We start from the raw sequence: 18,640 nt of genomic DNA, 5'->3' as shown, positions 1-18,640 counted from the left end.
TAATCTAACACAACTACTTGTTTAATTATACAGAATTTTACTTACTCTTCTTCATATTTTTTGTATTCATCTTCCTTATAAATATTATCTTTTTTATCGTCTTCATGTAAATCAATATCATTCTTTACATCTTTAACACTATTTACATATTGCATCATTTCTTCTTGAGAAACATGTGGACAATTTTCACAGTTTATTCTTCTTGAATTAAATTCTTTTACTTTTTTTTTTAGTTCTTCATATTCATAATCTTGTTTTTTGTCTCTACAATCACAGTCATAATCAAATTCGTCATATTTATAATCATCATAATCGCTATTCCCATAATAATTTGTATTGACCATTTGAGAATTAGATTTACGATTTTTTACCATTTTGTATACAGCATATACACCTACACCTGTAAGTACAGCTCCTGTAAACATCATTGGTTTACTCATTCCATCATCTTTTTTATGCATTTGTCTTTTCATTAAATATGTTAACATATTTTTTCTCCTTTCTAATTTTTATTTCTATCTATAAATAGTATCTGTATTATTTTAATAAAAATTATGTTATTTTTTAAATTACAATTTTTACAAAATATAAATTTATATTTTGTGTTTGTTATTATTTTTTATGTTATACTATGTATATAACAATCGTTTTCATTTACAAAGCATAATGGAGGTTTTTTATGGTTTTAAATTTAGATTTTAATAGTGATAAATCTATTTATGTACAAATTAAGGAAGAAATAACCAAGGCTATAGCTTCAGGAGAATTGAAAATAAATGAATCACTTCCATCTGTAAGAAGTATGGCTGAAAATATTGGTGTAAATTTACATACAGTGAATAAATCCTACAATGAACTAAAAGAAGAGGGATTATTAAATATTGATAGAAGAAAAGGTGCTATTGTTGCTCAATTACCAATGAAAATAGACAATACAGCTCGTCAAAAAAATAAGCTTGAATTGGAACTATTAGTAGCAAAATCTTATTTATCAGGCATTAGCAAAGAAGAATTTTTGTCACTAAGTTCAAATTTATTTGACAAGTATGAGGTGAAATATTATGAGTAAGATTGAATGTTTATTTACAATATTTCCGATTCTAATCTTGATGTATGCTACATTTTATTTTATGCCCTATTTTGTAGGCAAAAAACATATTTATGGAGTTTCTATAGACCAAGAACATAAAAACTACACTTACTTTATAAATTTGGATAAAGAATTTAAAAAATTTTTATCTTTAGGCTTTATTATAGATTTTATATTAGTTTTTATCCTGGTTTTTCTATTTGATAAATTGGAACTCTCTTATTTTATTGGTATTATAATCTTTTTATTTTATGAAAGTATATTGTATATTCATGTTCATAAAAAAGCTAAAAAACTTAAATCAGAAATTTATTCTACATTAGGTCATATAGATGTAGACTCAAAACTAATAGTAGATATGGATTTTATAAATAAGAAAAATAAACTAATAAAAAAATTTAAAATACTGTATTTAATACCAATACTATTTACTTTTGGAATGAGTATTTTTTTAACATTTAATTATAATCAACTGCCAGACTTAATTGCTACTCATTGGAGTATAAATGGGTCTCCTGATATTCTTATGGAAAAATCATTTCTTAATATATTTAAATTAATAGGTACTGAATTTTGTTTAATGATTTTATTATATATTAATTCTCCAAATTTAAAATCCAACTCTTCCTATTCGCCAGAAGAAGATGAGAAATATTGGATAGCAGGCACCATGTATAATAATCCAAATGACCCATCATTGATGGTTAATAAAAGGTTTGGTCTTGGATGGACCATAAATTTTGGAAATCCTCTTAGAAAGATACTATATATTGCTATAGCTTTGTTTTTAATTTTTTCATTGTATAGCCTAATAAAATCTCTTTTACTTTAAATACCATAAAGTGTATCTTACTTGTATTATTGGGTATTATATTTTGTAGGATAAGAAATATTTCATATTATCGTTGAAATATAGTATTTATATTACTAGAAATGGAGATTTGCATAATGTTGTCAAAAGCTGAAATCAAATATTTTAATGAATGTGCTTCTGAGATACTTTCTTCTGAAAAAGTACAACTTATGAGAACTTTTCCTCATCATGGCAATGTTTCATGTCTTGAACATAGTTTATCAGTAGCATATTATAGTTATTTATTATGTAAAAAATTGCACCTAAATGTTGATATTCAAAGTGTAATTAGAGGAGCTTTACTACACGACTTTTTTCTTTACGATTGGCATTACAAAGGTGATAGAAAAGGATTACATGGATTTACTCACCCTAGAGAAGCATTAAAAAATGCAACTTTATTTTTTCAAATAAATGAAAAAGAAACGGATATAATTTTAAAACATATGTGGCCTCTTACTGTTAAGCCTCCTAGGTACAAAGAAGCACTTATTGTGTGTTTGTTGGATAAATTTTGTTGTTTAGTTGAGACTTTAAAGATACATTCTTTATTATCTCCTTATCATATATAAGACAGTTTCCTTATAACTTTTTATAATTTAATTTTGAAGAGGTATTAAGTATTACATTCAACTTTATACCTCTTTACTATTTTATTATTTTCTACAACAACATTTTCTTATAATATCATTATAAATCATAACCTCTATCCTTGATAACTTACCCTTCTTATAGACATGCTTACTATCTTAAATAACAGCAAACCAGCTATTAAATTTATTAGTATTGCCGGTGCTACTGCAACCATAAATAATGCCATAAATGAACCTCCAGGAAGACCTACTATTGCCTCGGCAACTAGTAAAAATGTAGTTCCACTAACAATAGTACCTATTGGAAATATTATTGTAGCTACTATTAAATCTTGCTTTTTATTGCTTAAGTTCTTCATAAATGGTAATTTATAAATTACATACATTATCATGAACATTATATTTATTGTAATCGTTTTATCAAGTATATTTGGAACTTGACCACCTGGAAATTTAGTTGTTAACGCCGCAAATATCCCTGTCACAATTCCTGCTACTAGACAAATCCTATAATCATCTTTATTTAATATCATTATTATAAACATCATTGCTAAAGATATATCTGGTTGCATTGGAAGCCCTATAGCAGGTGTAAGTTGATGTATTAATAAACCCATAGCTAAAAGTATTGCATTTAAAGTTAATTTTTTTGTATTTGTTTTCATTATAATAATTCCCCCTAATTTGTTTAATATTTATTTTATTTTCTTGCCAATTTTCTAAATCATTCTCTTTAACTTTGATAGTTCATAACATCTCTTTCACCACCTTTTATATCAAATTATACATTTTCTCTTAAAATTTTTTAAATAAAAAACTCCGTCCTAAATAAATAGGACGGAGAATATCCGCGTTGCCACCTAAATTATATAAAAATAAACTATTGTTTAACTCTTATACATCTCATTATCAGGTACTTACATACCCTATTCGCTGTAACGTGCGACTGACGATAAAGTCTACTCTCATAATAATATGATTTCAATTTACTCCTCTAAGGTCCATTCACTATATTCCTTCTTGCTAAGATTCCACCATCCTCAGCTCTCTATATTGAAGCTAAACATAATTACTCTTCCTTGTCATAGGATTTTTAATTTGCTGTTGATATTATAATATTCTAAACTTTTATAATTGTCAACTCTAATTTTTTATTTTAAATTTGTAAAAAACATAGCATAATTTTTGTAAATGTTCTAAAATTTAATTTAAACATCAAAATTAGAGAGGATGATATTATGTTTAGAGAAATGAGATTAAAAAAGAGAGAAATGACAAAAGAAGATACTGTCGAAGTATTAAAAAATGGTGAATTTGGTACTTTTTCCACTATATCTGAAAATGGCTATCCTTATGGAGTTGCTGTAAACTATGTATATTTTAATGATTCGATTTACTTCCATTGTGCAAGAAATGGTCATAAGTTAGATAATATATCAAAAAACAACAAAGTTTCTTTTCTAGTAGTTGCTAATGAAAATGTTATTCCAGACAAATTTAGTACTACTTATTCTAGTGCTATAGTATTTGGGAAAGCTTGTACTGTAGAAAATGAAGAAAAGAAAAATGCTCTTGTAGAAATAATAAAAAAATATTCTAAAGGATTCTTTGAAGAAGGCATGAAATACATAGAGAAAGATATGAATTTAACAACTGTAGTTAAAATAGAAATTGACCATATTTCTGGTAAAGCCTCACGTTTATAGTCAAATAAAAATACCTAAAAGTATCTATACAATCACTTTTAGGTATTTTTATTTGATATCTTATATATTAAGTCTTTTTAGGTAATCTCTTATACCCAACTTAACATCATCACTTGGTCTTATATCAGAGTTATCTCCTGCTATATGAAGTATTCCATATGCTGGATGACTTCCTCTTACTGTACATGGAACTGATAAAAGAGTCATTCCCATATGTTGGGCAAATATGTTCATTGCTTGCAGAGCTAGTTCTCCTCCTCCATGTTGTGAACCTGCTGTAGCAAAACAACCAAATGTTTTCCCGCTTAAAGATGCTCCTACCCAAATATCAGAAAAACTATCCATAAACATCTTCATTTGACCAGATACATTTCCATAATAAGTTGGTGACCCCATAAATACAACATCATAATCTAGTAGTTCTTTTCCAGATTTAATTACGTTTATACTTTCAAATTCATCTTTATACTCTTTAGAATTTATCAAATAATATTGAGGAAGTGTTTTTGCAACTTCATCACTTACTTTAAATATATCTACCTCGATATTCATTTCTTCAAGAACCTCTTTATACTCTCTAGCTAATAAATATGTACTCCCACAAACACTATGAAAAATTACTGCTGCTTTCATCCTTATCCCCCTAATTAAACTCAAATTTATTTTTTATATAGTATTTTATACTGAACCCCCTATGACTAAAGTAACAGGGTTTCTGCTTCATAGAATTTTGAATAATCAAATACTGCTAAATGATACTAAATGGATTCAAATATACATCACTTTTTATTACTTCAATTTCACTAAATTCATCCAAAAATCTCTTCATAACGTTTTTGAATATATCTTCTGTATCAAAATGACCACAATCCACTATACACATTCCAATATCAAGGGCATCTTGTGCCTCATGATACTTTACATCTCCAGTTATTAAGACTTCTGCTCCTTGTCTCTTAGCCTTTTTTACAAACTCTGAACCAGCCCCTGTTACAACTGCTACTTTCGTTATATTTGTACTAAGATTTCCCACCACTCTGATATGTTTCATATTTAATTTCTCTTTTATTTTATTTGAAAGGTTTTCCAATGTCATACTTTCATCAAGTCTACTTACTCTACCTAGGCCAAATGTCTTGCCTTTATTTTCTAGCTTGTACAAATCATATGCAACTTCTTCATAAGGATGTGCATCCAACATAGAACTTATTACCCCTCCTAAAAGCTTCTGTGGCACTACAGTTTCAATTTTAACTTCATTTACAGTTTCTATACCATTTACACTTCCAAGAAACGGATTAGAGCCTTCTAATGGCTTAAATTGTCCTTCACCTTCTATTGAAAACGTACAATCACTATAATTGCCTATATTACCTGCTCCTGAATTACTTAAAACCTTTCTAATTTCATCTGAATAGTTACATGGAACATATACTGCTAGTTTGTATAAATTCTCGCTTTCCGTTACATCTAAAACTTTTGAGTTACTAAATTCCATAATTTCCATAAAATAGTCATTTAGACCATCAAATGCTATATCAAAATTAGTATGCATAGAGTAAAGTGATATATCATTTTTAATAAGTTTTTGGATAAGTCTACCTTTTAAATCTGCACTATTAATCTTATTAATTTTTCCAAATATAAAAGGATGATGTGTCACAATTAAATCTATATTTTTGGATATAGCTTCATCAATAACATCTTCATTAGCTTCTAAAGATACTAATACCCTTTTTACATCCATATCAAAATCTCCAACTATAAGACCTACATTGTCCCAATCCTCCGCTAAGTTTAGAGGGTACTTTTTTTCAATTTTTCTAGTTAGACTCTTTAATAGCATATATACCTCCAATTTATTTTATTAAATTTTCAAGTTTTTTTATTGCAACTTCACTTTCTTCTCTCTTCTTATCTATAGTTTCTCCATTTTTTCCTTCTAAATTACTAACTATAGAACTATATGTTTTTATCTTTTTTTCTATAAAATCATTAAAAAGAGAGCCCTTATTTTCTAAAAGTTTTATTCCAACCTCATAATATATCTCATCTTCTATTATAGTATTTTTACCTGTATATTTGGCAACTATTATTTCATATATTCTAAAATCTTCTCTCACTAAAACTTCTTTGAAAATTTCATAACCGTTGTTTAAAAGGTAACGTCTAAGTTCCTCTTGTGCTTGCATCGGCTGTAGTATTAATTTTTCTATACTATGTGCTACTTCTTTTTTAGCTTCAAGAAGCTCACTTATCAAGATTCCACCCATACCAGCAATTATTACTTCTTCTACTTCCCCTATTTCAAGAATCTCTATACCAGAACCCAATCGTAAATCAACTTTATCTAAAAGATTGTTCTGTATGACTTCTTTACGTGCATTGTCAAGAGGTCCTTTATTAACATCAGCCAACACTGCAAATGGTACTCTTCCCTTTTTTAACAAATATACTGGTATGTATCCATGGTCTGTTCCTATGTCAGCTATTTTTTTACCATCTGACACTAATGATGCTATTTTCAATAATCTATCTGTTAATTTCAAATATAAATCTCCTTTCAATTCCTTTATTTGTAGACTTTAGTCCAAGTTATAAATGTTAAACTAAAATAACTACAAAAATAAAATTAAATCTTTACTACAAAATAGCCATGAGATATCACTTATCTCATGGCCTTTATCACAAAAACATTAATGATGTATCTTTTTAATCTAAATAATCTCTAAGTTTTTTTGATCTACTTGGATGTCTTAGTTTTCTTAGTGCTTTTGCTTCTATTTGTCTTATTCTTTCCCTAGTTACATCGAACTCTTTTCCAACTTCCTCAAGAGTTCTAGCTCTACCATCCTCAAGACCAAATCTAAGTTTTAATACTTTTTGCTCTCTATCATTTAATGAGCCAAGTACATCTTCTATTTGTTCTTTTAATAAAGAATATGCTGCTGCCTCTGCTGGGGCTGGAGCATCATCATCTGGAATAAAATCACCTAAATGGCTATCTTCTTCTTCTCCTATTGGTGTTTCTAAAGATACAGGGTCTTGAGCTATTTTCATTATTTCTCTTACTTTATCTTCTGTCATTTCCATTTCTTTTGCAATTTCTTCTGGTTTTGGATCTCTTCCAAGTTCTTGAAGTAGTTGTCTTGATACTCTTATTAGCTTATTTATAGTCTCTACCATATGAACTGGTATTCTTATAGTTCTAGCTTGGTCTGCAATAGCACGTGTTATAGCTTGTCTTATCCACCATGTTGCGTAAGTACTAAACTTATATCCTTTTGTATAGTCAAATTTTTCGACTGCTTTTATAAGACCTAAATTTCCCTCTTGTATTAAATCCAAGAAAAGCATACCTCTTCCTACATATCTTTTTGCTATACTTACAACTAGTCTTAAGTTAGCTTCAACTAACCTTTGTTTTGCTATTTCATCACCTTCGTGCATTCTTCTAGCAAATTCTACTTCTTCATGTGGTTTAAGTAGAGGAATTTTTCCTATTTCTTTTAAGTACATTCTGACAGGGTCATCTATACTTATTCCTTTGGGTAAAGATAAATCCACAGTTTCTATTTCTATTGCAGAAGAGTCGTCATGTGAAATTGCTTCTGCATCTTCATCTAAGTGGCTTATACTTAAATCGTCATCAGCAACCGAAAAATCTATATCAGCTTTATAATTTTTTGTTTCTGTTATTTCTATTCCCAAATTTCCTAAAGTCTCATAAAGATTCTCTACTTGATCCTTATCAAGTTCAGTCTCCGAAAAAGCTTCCATTATCTCTGCAAGTGTCAGAGAACCTTGCTTTTTTCCTTTTTCTATTAATGTCTTAGCAGTAACCTTTTTTAACTCTTTTTTATTCGATTTATTTTCCACACTCAAACCTCCTTTCTCTACAAGCTCTTTAAAATTTTATTTATCTCAACTATTTTTAAAGCAATTTCCATAACTCTACCATCTACCTCTTTCATATCATTATTATTTTCTAATTCTTGTTGTTCTCTCAACAAGCTATTAATTTGCTCTTCTAATGAGTTTTTTCTGATATTTGTTATTATTTCTTCTATTTCTTTTATGTTCTCTAAGTTTATACTATTCAAAGAAATCGAATTTAATTCTTTTAAGTATTCTTCGGATATGTTTAAACTTTTCAATTTGTCAATAGTTATTTTGTCCAATTCTTGATTTTTAATCATGTAATTTAAAATTTCTTTACTTTCTTTCAATAAAAAATCACTTTCTTCTATTTTAAGTAACGCTATTTCTCTAATTTTTTTATCTTCTAACATTATTTTTATTAGAGTCTCTTCAACTAATTGTTTTCCGTCTTGTCTGACTTCGACTTTTTCAATTATTTTTTCTTCTACTTTCTTTTGATTTTTGTTATTATATGGCTTATTATAATTCTTACCATAAACTTCTCTCTTTATAGACTCGACATTAATATCTATTTGATTGCTTAAATACTTTGTATAAAAATCAATTTCAACAGGACTTGTCAATTGTTTTATAATTTTAGAAGCTTCTTTTGCGAACTTCACTCGTTCTTCATCTTTTTGAATGTTAAATCCTTTTTTAAGATGATCTATTTTATATTTTATGTAGTGAGTAGAAACATCCATAGCTTTTTTATAATCACTAAGTCCGTATTTTCTTACAAATTCATCTGGGTCTTTAGCATCTTTTAAGTCCAACACTTTTACATTGATACCGAATTTAGTAAGTATATCTATAGCTCTTAAAGTCGCCTTTATTCCTGCTTCATCAGAATCATAAGATATAATAGCAGTGTCCGCATATCTCTTTATTAAAATGCCTTGTTGTTCAGTCAAGGCTGTTCCAAGGGTTGCTACTACATTTCTTATACCATACTGATAAAGAGAAATTAAATCCATATATCCTTCAACTAAGACTATAGTTTTACTCTCTAAATTTTTTCTAGCAAAATTTAATCCATATAAGTTCTGTTTTTTATTAAAAATTAATGTGTCTGGAGAATTTAAGTATTTTGGCAAAGAATCGTCTAATACTCTCCCCCCAAATCCTATTATGTTTCCTCTATAGTCGAATATAGGAAACATAACTCTATTTCTAAATTTATCATAGCAATTAGTTTCATCTCTATTTTTTGCTATTAGACCGCACTCCAATAAATCTTGTTTTTTATATCCTTTACTGATTAGAGTATTCATAAGCGAATTCCATGAATCCAAAGAAAATCCTAAACCAAATTTCTTAATAATTTTATCATCTAGTCCTCTTATTCTTAAATATTCATACCCAAGATTTTTGCTTCCCAATAAATTTGAGAGATAAAATCTAGCTGCTTCTGTGTGAATATCTTGAAATTTCTTAGATTTTTCTATTTTAATTCTAGTTTCTTCATTCATGTTAGTGTTAATTTCTATACCGCATTTATTTGCTAAAATTTTTACAGCATCCATAAAATCTAAATTTTCCATTTTCATGACAAAATTTATTACGTCTCCACCTTCACCACAACCGAAACACTTATAAATCTGTTTTGATGTATTTATATAAAAAGATGGTGTCTTTTCTCCATGAAATGGACATAATCCTTTGTAATTAGCTCCAGATTGTTTTATATTCATATATTCAGATATTATACTTGCTATATCACATCTAGCTTTTATTTCTTCAATAATGTCTTTTATATCATTCATATTATCACCTTCTGGTGTAATTTTTTGTGTTAACATTTCTATTCTACACTATATTCTAAATTTGTCAATCACTCAATATACAGAATTCGACTTTTTTTATTGATATCCTTCTTATTAAACAAAAAATTTTTATTTTTTATATTAATTATATCAATATTAAATCTTTATTTATATTAAATAGTTTAATTATCAAATTATATAACTTATAAATTCGTCTTAATAACAATTACTAATAAAAAAGAGGCTCTTGCCTCTTTTAATAATTATTAATTGATTTCATTAAATCTTCAAATTCATTAAAGCAAAGAGATTGAGCACCATCTGACAAAGCATGTTCTGGGTCAGGATGCACTTCTACCATTATTCCATCTGCTCCACATGCAAAGGACGCCAGTGACATAGGTTTTACCAAGTATCTAACTCCAGTAGCATGACTTGGGTCTACCACCACAGGAAAACCTGTTTCCTTTTGAATAATCGGTACTGCAGCTAAATCTAATGTATTTCTCGTATAATCATTGTATGTTCTTATACCTCTCTCACACATTATAATATTACTATTTCCTTCTATTGATATATATTCAGAAGCACCTATCCATTCAGTAATTGTTGATGCTATTCCTCTTTTTAACATAACAGGTTTTTTTTGTTTTCCTACTTCACTTAAAAGAGTAAAGTTTTGCATATTTCTTGAGCCAATTTGAATTATATCACTTATGCTATACAGTTCATCCATATCTCTTACATCCATAAGTTCTGTAATAACAGCTATACCAACCTCTTCTTTAACTGCTTTTAATATTTCAAGACCTTCTTTTTTTAATCCTTGAAATGAGTTTGGCGATGTTCTCGGCTTATATGCTCCACCTCTTAAAATATTTGCACCATGACTTTTCACAAATTTAGCAGTCTCTAAAAGTTGCTCATAACTCTCTATTGCACATGGACCAGCTATTATAAGTTTGTCCTTTTTTACAACTATCTTTTTATTATTTGTATTTATCTCTATCTTTGAATTATCATTAAATAGGTTTTCTTTCATAACCTACAAGCTCCTTTACTTCTTCTCTTTCTTCAGCAGATAGGATGTTTAAATGTTCTCTTATTGATTTTTCATTTATTAGAAGTTCTTCATTTAAATCCATAAGTGGTATCAAAACGAAAGCTCTGTCTTGAATCCTTGGATGAGGTATTATTAATCTTTCATCATTAGAAACTATATCATTAAAAAATAGTATATCTACATCTATAGTTCTTGGTCCCCAATGCACTATTCTCTCTCTGTGTAGTTCTTTCTCTATTTCTTGACAATATTCTAACAACTCATAAGGTTCAAACTCTGTTTCTATTTCTACACACATATTTAGAAAATCTGCTTGTTCTGTATAGCCCCATGGTTTTGTTTCGTATAACCTTGATTCTTTGACTTTATATATAGAATCACTATTTTTTAAAAGTTCGCATGCTTTTGATAAATTATCAAATCTATCACCCATATTAGTACCTATTCCCAAATAAGCCTTATTCATCTCTTGTTCTCCTTATCTCAACACCAAAATAGTCATAAATACCATTTACAGGAGCTTCAGGCTTTCTAACTCTAACCATAACTCCATTTATAAGTATAAATTTATTTAAGACTTCTTCAGCAATATTTTCTGCCAAAGCCTCCAAAAGATTAAATCGTTTATTTTCAGTAATATCTTTAACAACATTGTAAACTTCAGCATAGCTTACAGATTTATTTATATCATCACTAAGCCCTGCTTCTCTTGAATCAATATAAAGCTCCATGTCAACAAAGAATTTCTGACCTAGAAAATTTTCTTCTTTAAGAACACCATGATATCCATAGAATCCTAGATTACTAAGTAATATTTTATCCATTATATTATACCTACTTTCTATATATTGCATCAGTCATTCTAGCTGCCATTAAGTTTTCATAAACATCATGCACTCTAACTATATCTACGCCATCTCTTATACCAAGGACAGTAGTAGCTATTGTACCTTCCAATCTTTTTTTGGGTTCAACTGGAAGTACTTTTCCTATTACTGATTTTCTAGATGTCCCAAGCAAAATAGGATAACCTAAGTCTTTTAATTCATTTAATCTTCTTAATACTTCAATATTTTGTTCAAAATCCTTCCCAAATCCTATTCCTGGGTCAAGTACTATTTTTTCTTTTTTTACTCCACATCTTATTGCCATATCTATACTTTCCTTAAGAAAGTCTTTTATTGACTCCATTATATCTTTATCATAGTTTGTCCCATCTTGATTATGCATTATACATACTTCTGCATCATATTTTCCTATTACAGAAGCCATTTTTTTATCTTTTCTAAGACCCCAAACATCATTTACCATAGTAACACCTAATTTTAAGGCTTCTTCTGCGACATCTGCCTTATAAGTGTCTATTGATATTGGTATATCTAATTCTCGTTTAAGTTTTTTTATTACAGGAATTACTCTTCTTAGTTCTTCATCTGAGTCTACATAGCTATGACCTGGGCGTGTAGATTCTCCTCCTAGGTCTATTATATCAGCACCTTGTTCAACCATATCTTTTGCGTGTTGTATTGCTATGTCTAAGTTATTAAAATCTCCTCCATCAGAAAAACTATCTGGAGTTACATTTAATATTCCCATTATATAAGTCCTTTTACCATAATCAAACACAATTAATGACACTCCCTTAAATTAAATTTTATATCTCAATAAATTATTATATCTATTCTATAATAAATTGCTACTTCATAGTAATCAAACTCATGGCCTCAGCCCTAGATGCAATATCCTTTTCAAATATCCCTCTCACTGCTGATGTAACAGTTTTTGAACCTGGTTTTTTTACACCTCTCATTGTCATACACATATGTTCAGCTTCTACTACTACTAAGACACCATAAGGTTGTAATTCTTCCATTATTATATCTGCGGCATTTTTAGTGATTCGTTCTTGTAATTGTGGTCTCTTTGCCAATGTATCTATTACTCTAGCAAGTTTAGAAAGACCTGTAAGTCTTCCTCCTTTTGGTAAATAAGCAATATGAGCTTTTCCAAAGAAAGGAACTAGATGATGCTCACAGCATGAATAAAATGGAATATCTTTTACCAATACTAATTCTTCATGTTTTTCATCTGCAAAAAGAACTTTTAAGTGGTCTCTTGGTTCTTCACTAAGACCAGAGAATATCTCTTCATACATCCTAGCAACTCTATTTGGAGTCTCGACTAAACCTTCTCTATCTGGGTCTTCCCCAATTGCCTCTAATATTTCTCTTACTGCATGTTGTATCTTTTCTTTATCAACTTTATTCATTTAAACTCCCCCCATTGATTTGTGACTAGAAGATTAGTTTTATAACTTCTTTTGTCTCAATTTCTTTAAAAATATAATTATAAACATCTAAAAGTCTTTGATAGTCATAATTTTCACTTACTCTTGATGCTAGTTCAAAAAGCTCATTATTTTCTTTTTTTAAAACTTTTAGCAATTTTTTATCCTTTGGTACCCATTTATCATTTATATTAAAGTACCCAATTATTATATCTTTTAAATATAAATTCGTCAAAAAATGATATTCAAAAACATCAAATTTTTCTTTATTTTTTAAATTTGATATTTTTGCTCCAATATCTTGCTTTAAAAAAGACTTTTCTTCTAATGATATTTTACTAGGTCCTTCTAAGTAAATATCTCTACTTATATCTTTTATAGTATGTGATATATTCTCTCTATCAAACAGTACTTTAGCATCTTTCATTTCTTTCACAAAGAAATATTCCCTATTTGATAATAAATTTTTTACACCATCTTTTGAAAAGTAATTTATATCAAATTCTATTCCCTTTTTTTCAAATAGTATTCTCTTCTGTTTTTCCCCTTCTTTTACAAAAACGAATACATCAATATCGTTTATTTCTACATCATAAAGAGTAAAATCTACATTTTTACTAGAGCCCACCAAATATACGGCCAAAGTGTTTTGGTTTTCTATTATTTTAGTTATCTCTTCATTATATACTTCATAAATGCAACCTATCATTCTTTGTCTCCAATAAATTGTTAATATTTTAATTTATTCTAATAATTCTAATATATTATTAAAAACAGCATTTTCTTTATTAAATTTTATTTTGTCAATTTCTGTAACTTTCATAATGCCCATAAGACTATTTGTGACAAAAACAAAATCAAAACTACTAATTTCTGATATATTAATTTCATTTTCTACCAACTCTATATCTAATTCGTCACAAATCTCTATAATCCTTTTTTTTATTATTCCATTTAATATTGGCAATTTACCACTAGGAGTATACACTCTTTCTTCTTTTATGAAAAATATATTGCTCATAGAACATTCTAATATTACACCTTCTGAATTTAAAAATATACCATCATTATAACCACCCTTATTTGCGACATTTTTGGTATATATATTTTCAAAATAATTAGTAGTCTTATGTCTATGAATTAAACTATTCCCCCTAACTATTGGCGATATAGTCAATCTAAATCCCTTCTCATATGTATCTTGATTATATGGAATATCCCTAATGGATATATTATAACCTTCATCAAAAACGGTAATTCTAAGTGCTTTATCAACAACATTTTCTTTTTTTATATATGTAATAATTTCATTTATTAAGAAATCTTTTTTATAGTTTATATCTAAATCTAAACATTTTATTGAACTTAGCATTCTTTCTATATGGATATTTAAATCTATTGGTATGCCATTTTTAACTTTAATAGTTTCAAACAAACCAATTCCAAATCTACTTAAACTACTATCAAAACCTACATTATTCTTCATAATATCCCCTCAAAGCCTTCATTATAGATTTTGCTTTATCAAGTGTCTCTTGATATTCTTCATCTGGGTCAGAATCCCAAGTCATTCCTCCTCCAACTTGAAAATAAACTTTTTTATCATTTTTAATTATTGTTCTAATCGCTATATTAAAATCCATATCACCATTAAAACCTATATAACCTATTGAACCAGTATATACATTTCTTTGCGTTGGCTCCAGCTCATCTATAATTTCCATTGCTCTAATCTTAGGTGCTCCTGTTATAGACCCCCCTGGAAAAGTTGCTTTTATTACATCAGTAGCATCTTTATCATCTTTTAGCTCACCTACAACTGTTGAAACTAAGTGATTTACATTTGCATATGGTTCAATTACAAATAGTTCTGGAACTTTTACACTTCCAGTTTTAGATATTCTGCCAATATCATTTCTTTCTAAATCTACTATCATAAGTAGTTCAGCTCTGTCTTTTTCACTACTTTTAAGTTCTTGTTGAAGTTTTAAGTCCTCTTCTTTATCTTTACCTCTTGGACGAGTACCTTTTATTGGTCTAGTTTCTATTTTCTTATCGACACATCTTATAAATCGTTCTGGAGAATTTGATAATATATGTGTACCTTCAAAGTTTAAAAATGCTCCGAATGGCGCTGGACTAAATCTTCTCAAGTCTCTATACAATTCAAAACTGGTAAGTTCTGTTTCTCCACTGAACCTTTGTGTTAAATTAGCTTGGTATATATCTCCCTGTCTTATGTACTCTCTAACACTTTGAACTGCATTTTTAAATTCTTCTTTTGTAAAGTTAGATTTAAGTCTTATAGGTTTTACTTCTTTTTCTTGATAACATATGCTATCTATACCTTTTTTCTCTTCTTTTAATATTTTTTGTTCTATATCATCCATTATCTTTTCTTCTAATTTTATATCTATGTTTGGAGTAGCTATGTAAGTTTTTTCCACAAGATGGTCTATAACTATTACATGATTATAAAATCCAAAATACATATCAGGCATGTCAATATCATCTATAGCAGTTCTAGGTAATTTTTCTATGTAATTACCTAAATCATAAGATAAATATCCTACAGCCCCTCCTACAAACGGAAGATTAGTATCATTTACAACTCTATATTTATGTAGTTCTTCTTTTAAAACTTCTAAAGGATTTTCATCAGTATTCTTATATTTTAATACCTTGAATGGTTGGCTACTTATAAAAGAATATCTCCCCAATTTTTTTTTATCCATAGCACTATCTAATATAAAACTATCATGTTCATTTCTAAAAATAGTAAATATTTCAAAAGAATTCAGTTTAGTATTTATCTCTCTTATCATATTACATATGTATCCTTTCTCTAGCTTCTGTTATAAAGTTTTTCAGCATTTCATGCCCATACTCTGATAAAATAGCTTCTGGATGGAACTGTACTCCTTCTATTAAGTATTTCTTATGTCTAATTCCCATTATTTCTCCTTTATCAGTGGTTGCTGTAACTTCTAGTTCTTTAGGAACTGTATTAGAATCAATTATTAGTGAATGATACCTAGTGACATTTAAAGGATTTTTAAGCCCCCTAAAAACGCCCTCATTAATATGGTTTATACTGTATACTTTTCCATGTACAGGCTGTTGAGCTTTTATAATATCTCCTCCAAAAACATGACCAATAGTTTGGTGACCCAAACAAATTCCTAGTATAGGTTTTTTCCCTTTAAAAAACTCAACAATATCTATACAAATGCCAGCTTCTTTTGGAGAACATGGTCCTGGAGATAACACAATTACCTCTGGATTTAGTTCCTCAATGTCCCTTATTTTGATTTCATTATTTCTTTTTACTACGACTGTTTCCCCTAATTCTTCTATATATTGTACTAGGTTATATACAAAAGAATCATAATTGTCTATCATTAGAATCATACTATAAATCTCCCTCTAAAAATTATTTTATTAACTCAGAAACCGTTACGAATTTAAAACCTTTTTCAATCATTTTTGGGATAAACATATCTAAAGCTTCAACTGTATCATTAGTTGCATAATCATGTAAAAGTATTATATCTCCATTTTGTACTTTATTAATTATTTTATCTGCAATACTATTAGCTCCTGGATTTTTCCAATCTTTCACATCTACACCTGTCCATAAAACAACTTTATAGTCATGCTTCTTTGCAATTTCAATTAGGTCTTTTTCTCTATAACTTCCAAATGGTGGTCTAAATAATGTAGGTTTTTTTCCAGTTACTTCCTTTAAGATATCTTCACACTTAACAATCTCCTCTTCTATTTGATTAGAACTTAAGTTGCTTATATCAGGATGATTAAAAGTATGATTTCCTATCTCGTGACCTTCCTTACTTGCTCTTACTAATGGCTCTTTATACCATTTTGCATGCTTTCCTGCTATAAAAAAGGTAGCTTTTACATTGTATTTTTTTAACACATCTAAAACTTGACTAGTTTCTTTAGGATGAGGTCCATCATCAAAGGTAATTGCTATTAGCTTTTTTTCCCTTGAGCCATGTTTAATCAAAACATTTCCATTGGTATCCGTCATCAAAGCAGAAACTTTACTAAAATTAGATATTAACATTATTCCGCAAAACAAAACTACTGCTATTAAACACTTATATACTGTCTTTTTTTTCCATGATGTCATTTTCAAACTTCCTTTCAAATATTTTAGTTATTTATAAAAGTTTTGAGTGTAATATGTTTTATAGCTTCCTCCAAATATTACTCCAACTCCAATATTATTATAATTCCCCAAAATATTTTTTCTATGTCCTTCAGAATTCATCCAAGCTTCATGTGCATATATTGCATTAATCTGTCCTGCTGCTATGTTTTCTCCAGCTGAAGTATATACTATCCCTTCTCTTTTCATTCTATCAAATGGAGTTTCATTATTCTTATTTATATGGTCAAAAAAATTATTATCTCTCATATCTTCACTATGTTTTCTTGAGCTCAAAGTTGCCTGTTCACTGTATCTCAGCGAGTTTAATCCTCTTTGATTTCTAACACTATTTACAAGGTCTATAACTTCAAGTTCAAAACATTTTTTAATTTCTTCTCTATCATCTGGATACAATTTTTTAAACCTATCTTCAGTACTTTTATCAATTATTAAATATGAACAAACTCTATTTTCTTCATGAATATCGTAGAAAATTGTAATATACTTACCTTCTTTACTTATTATATCATATTGATTTTCTGAGTTTATTATATATCTGGTATTTCCTTTTCTCTTATACTTTAATGGTGTAATCTTAGTTCTCACTGTCTGTCTATCTTGATTTATTTTTATATCTTGATTTTCACATGAATTCATAGAGTTACTGTAAAGTCCCACTACTTCATTATTTTCAAGCCCAATCATAGCAAATTCTTTTCCATATTGATTATATACATACCAATCAAAACCATATTCACTAGTATCAATTCTACCGGGTTTTCCAATACTTGATAAAACTTGACTTAAATTGTCTCCTAAACTTATTTTTTCAAAGTTCTTTATATCTGATTTTCCTAAATTTTCCCCTTCAGTATTATTTGATTGTAAATTTTGATTTTTTTCTTTTTTATCTTTATTAAAATTATTATTTATATTTATCTTGTCTAAAAATTCATTCCATATTTCACTTTGAAAAAACTTTTCTTTTAAATCATATCCTTCTTCTAAAAATTCAGGACTATAAAATAAAACAATAAGTATTACTAACACTAAAGCAATTAATCTCTTCAATATATTCCTCCTTCTTAAAATCAATCAAAATTTTTTAATATTACATTTATTGCGTTAATATTGATAGTGTATACTAATCAGTATCATTCATACCTATTTACAGTAAAGTATTAGAA

The 18,640-nt window shown here is 28.3% G+C and carries 22 protein-coding genes and 1 other annotated feature; of the genes, 4 read left to right on the top strand and 18 right to left on the bottom strand.

Translation table 11 applies throughout. The features are described from left to right. Nucleotides 1–41: 41 nt before the first annotated feature. Nucleotides 42–488, bottom strand: coding sequence for a hypothetical protein (locus JJC02_07075; protein ID UDN55927.1), 447 nt, complete (start codon nt 486–488; stop codon nt 42–44). Nucleotides 489–679: 191 nt separating this feature from the next. Here JJC02_07075 and JJC02_07070 point away from each other — a divergent pair, with 191 nt between their 5' ends. The 3 genes from JJC02_07070 (at nt 680) to JJC02_07060 (ending at nt 2,515) form a co-directional block, all read left to right on the top strand. Then, a complete protein-coding gene (locus JJC02_07070; GenBank protein UDN55926.1) occupies nt 680–1,069 on the top strand; it encodes a GntR family transcriptional regulator in 390 nt (129 codons plus the stop codon). Then, nucleotides 1,062–1,922, top strand: a complete 861-nt coding sequence (locus JJC02_07065; GenBank protein UDN55925.1) for a DUF1648 domain-containing protein — start codon at nt 1,062–1,064, stop codon at nt 1,920–1,922. The genes JJC02_07070 and JJC02_07065 overlap by 8 nt, the downstream gene beginning before the upstream one ends. A gap of 116 nt (nt 1,923–2,038) precedes the next feature. Beyond that, a complete protein-coding gene (locus JJC02_07060; protein UDN55924.1) occupies nt 2,039–2,515 on the top strand; it encodes an HD domain-containing protein in 477 nt (158 codons plus the stop codon). Between the two features lie 134 nt (nt 2,516–2,649). Here the strand turns inward: JJC02_07060 and JJC02_07055 are convergent, their stop codons facing one another. Then, nucleotides 2,650–3,201: a tryptophan transporter gene (locus tag JJC02_07055; protein ID UDN55923.1), complete on the bottom strand. Its 552-nt coding sequence runs from the start codon at nt 3,199–3,201 to the stop codon at nt 2,650–2,652. Between the two features lie 165 nt (nt 3,202–3,366). Continuing rightward, nucleotides 3,367–3,631 (bottom strand) — a binding site (T-box leader). 143 nt (nt 3,632–3,774) lie between these two features. Here JJC02_07055 and JJC02_07050 point away from each other — a divergent pair. Continuing rightward, nucleotides 3,775–4,242: a pyridoxamine 5'-phosphate oxidase family protein gene (locus tag JJC02_07050; protein UDN55922.1), complete on the top strand. Its 468-nt coding sequence runs from the start codon at nt 3,775–3,777 to the stop codon at nt 4,240–4,242. A gap of 60 nt (nt 4,243–4,302) precedes the next feature. Here the strand turns inward: JJC02_07050 and JJC02_07045 are convergent, their stop codons facing one another. From JJC02_07045 to JJC02_06970, 16 genes are all read right to left on the bottom strand, one after another. Beyond that, on the bottom strand, nt 4,303–4,875 hold the full coding sequence (locus tag JJC02_07045; GenBank protein ID UDN55921.1) for an NAD(P)H-dependent oxidoreductase: 573 nt from the start codon (nt 4,873–4,875) through the stop codon (nt 4,303–4,305). Between the two features lie 115 nt (nt 4,876–4,990). Next, nucleotides 4,991–6,088: a Nif3-like dinuclear metal center hexameric protein gene (locus JJC02_07040; protein ID UDN55920.1), complete on the bottom strand. Its 1,098-nt coding sequence runs from the start codon at nt 6,086–6,088 to the stop codon at nt 4,991–4,993. Between the two features lie 13 nt (nt 6,089–6,101). Then, the gene (locus JJC02_07035) at nt 6,102–6,791 is read right to left on the bottom strand and encodes an SAM-dependent methyltransferase (GenBank protein UDN55919.1); all 690 of its coding nucleotides are present in this window, start codon (nt 6,789–6,791) and stop codon (nt 6,102–6,104) included. A 163-nt stretch (nt 6,792–6,954) separates the two neighbouring features. Further along, nucleotides 6,955–8,121: an RNA polymerase sigma factor RpoD gene (gene rpoD, locus JJC02_07030; GenBank protein UDN55918.1), complete on the bottom strand. Its 1,167-nt coding sequence runs from the start codon at nt 8,119–8,121 to the stop codon at nt 6,955–6,957. Between the two features lie 17 nt (nt 8,122–8,138). Further along, nucleotides 8,139–9,929, bottom strand: coding sequence for a DNA primase (locus JJC02_07025; GenBank protein ID UDN56393.1), 1,791 nt, complete (start codon nt 9,927–9,929; stop codon nt 8,139–8,141). Between the two features lie 256 nt (nt 9,930–10,185). Next, nucleotides 10,186–10,971, bottom strand: coding sequence for a 3-deoxy-7-phosphoheptulonate synthase (gene aroF / locus JJC02_07020; GenBank protein ID UDN55917.1), 786 nt, complete (start codon nt 10,969–10,971; stop codon nt 10,186–10,188). Continuing rightward, nucleotides 10,952–11,458 carry a 2-amino-4-hydroxy-6-hydroxymethyldihydropteridine diphosphokinase gene (folK, locus tag JJC02_07015; GenBank protein UDN55916.1) on the bottom strand — a complete coding sequence of 169 codons (507 nt, stop codon included), beginning with the start codon at nt 11,456–11,458 and terminating at the stop codon, nt 10,952–10,954. Before folK ends, aroF begins: the two co-directional genes overlap by 20 nt. Further along, complete coding sequence (folB, locus tag JJC02_07010) at nt 11,451–11,816, bottom strand: dihydroneopterin aldolase (GenBank protein UDN55915.1); 366 nt, start codon at nt 11,814–11,816, stop codon at nt 11,451–11,453. The genes folK and folB overlap by 8 nt, the downstream gene beginning before the upstream one ends. A 10-nt stretch (nt 11,817–11,826) precedes the next feature. After that, nucleotides 11,827–12,618, bottom strand: coding sequence for a dihydropteroate synthase (gene folP / locus JJC02_07005; GenBank protein UDN55914.1), 792 nt, complete (start codon nt 12,616–12,618; stop codon nt 11,827–11,829). A gap of 70 nt (nt 12,619–12,688) precedes the next feature. Next, on the bottom strand, nt 12,689–13,261 hold the full coding sequence (gene folE / locus JJC02_07000) for a GTP cyclohydrolase I FolE (GenBank protein UDN55913.1): 573 nt from the start codon (nt 13,259–13,261) through the stop codon (nt 12,689–12,691). A gap of 25 nt (nt 13,262–13,286) precedes the next feature. Beyond that, a complete protein-coding gene (locus JJC02_06995) occupies nt 13,287–13,988 on the bottom strand; it encodes a hypothetical protein (protein ID UDN55912.1) in 702 nt (233 codons plus the stop codon). 33 nt (nt 13,989–14,021) lie between these two features. Next, entirely contained in the window at nt 14,022–14,765 is a 744-nt protein-coding gene (locus JJC02_06990) for an aminotransferase class IV family protein (GenBank protein UDN55911.1), read from the bottom strand. Continuing rightward, a complete protein-coding gene (gene pabB / locus JJC02_06985) occupies nt 14,755–16,104 on the bottom strand; it encodes an aminodeoxychorismate synthase component I (GenBank protein ID UDN55910.1) in 1,350 nt (449 codons plus the stop codon). Before pabB ends, JJC02_06990 begins: the two co-directional genes overlap by 11 nt. A gap of 1 nt (nt 16,105) precedes the next feature. Next, nucleotides 16,106–16,690: an aminodeoxychorismate/anthranilate synthase component II gene (locus tag JJC02_06980; protein UDN55909.1), complete on the bottom strand. Its 585-nt coding sequence runs from the start codon at nt 16,688–16,690 to the stop codon at nt 16,106–16,108. Nucleotides 16,691–16,712: 22 nt separating this feature from the next. Further along, complete coding sequence (locus JJC02_06975) at nt 16,713–17,432, bottom strand: polysaccharide deacetylase family protein (GenBank protein ID UDN55908.1); 720 nt, start codon at nt 17,430–17,432, stop codon at nt 16,713–16,715. Nucleotides 17,433–17,459: 27 nt separating this feature from the next. Next, the gene (locus JJC02_06970; GenBank protein ID UDN55907.1) at nt 17,460–18,524 is read right to left on the bottom strand and encodes a peptidase; all 1,065 of its coding nucleotides are present in this window, start codon (nt 18,522–18,524) and stop codon (nt 17,460–17,462) included. Between the last annotated feature and the right edge of the window lie 116 nt (nt 18,525–18,640).

Origin of the sequence: Clostridioides sp. ES-S-0054-01, from assembly GCA_021561035.1 — a bacterium.
GTDB lineage: Bacteria > Bacillota > Clostridia > Peptostreptococcales > Peptostreptococcaceae > Clostridioides.
This window is presented reverse-complemented; position numbering and strand designations above follow the sequence as displayed.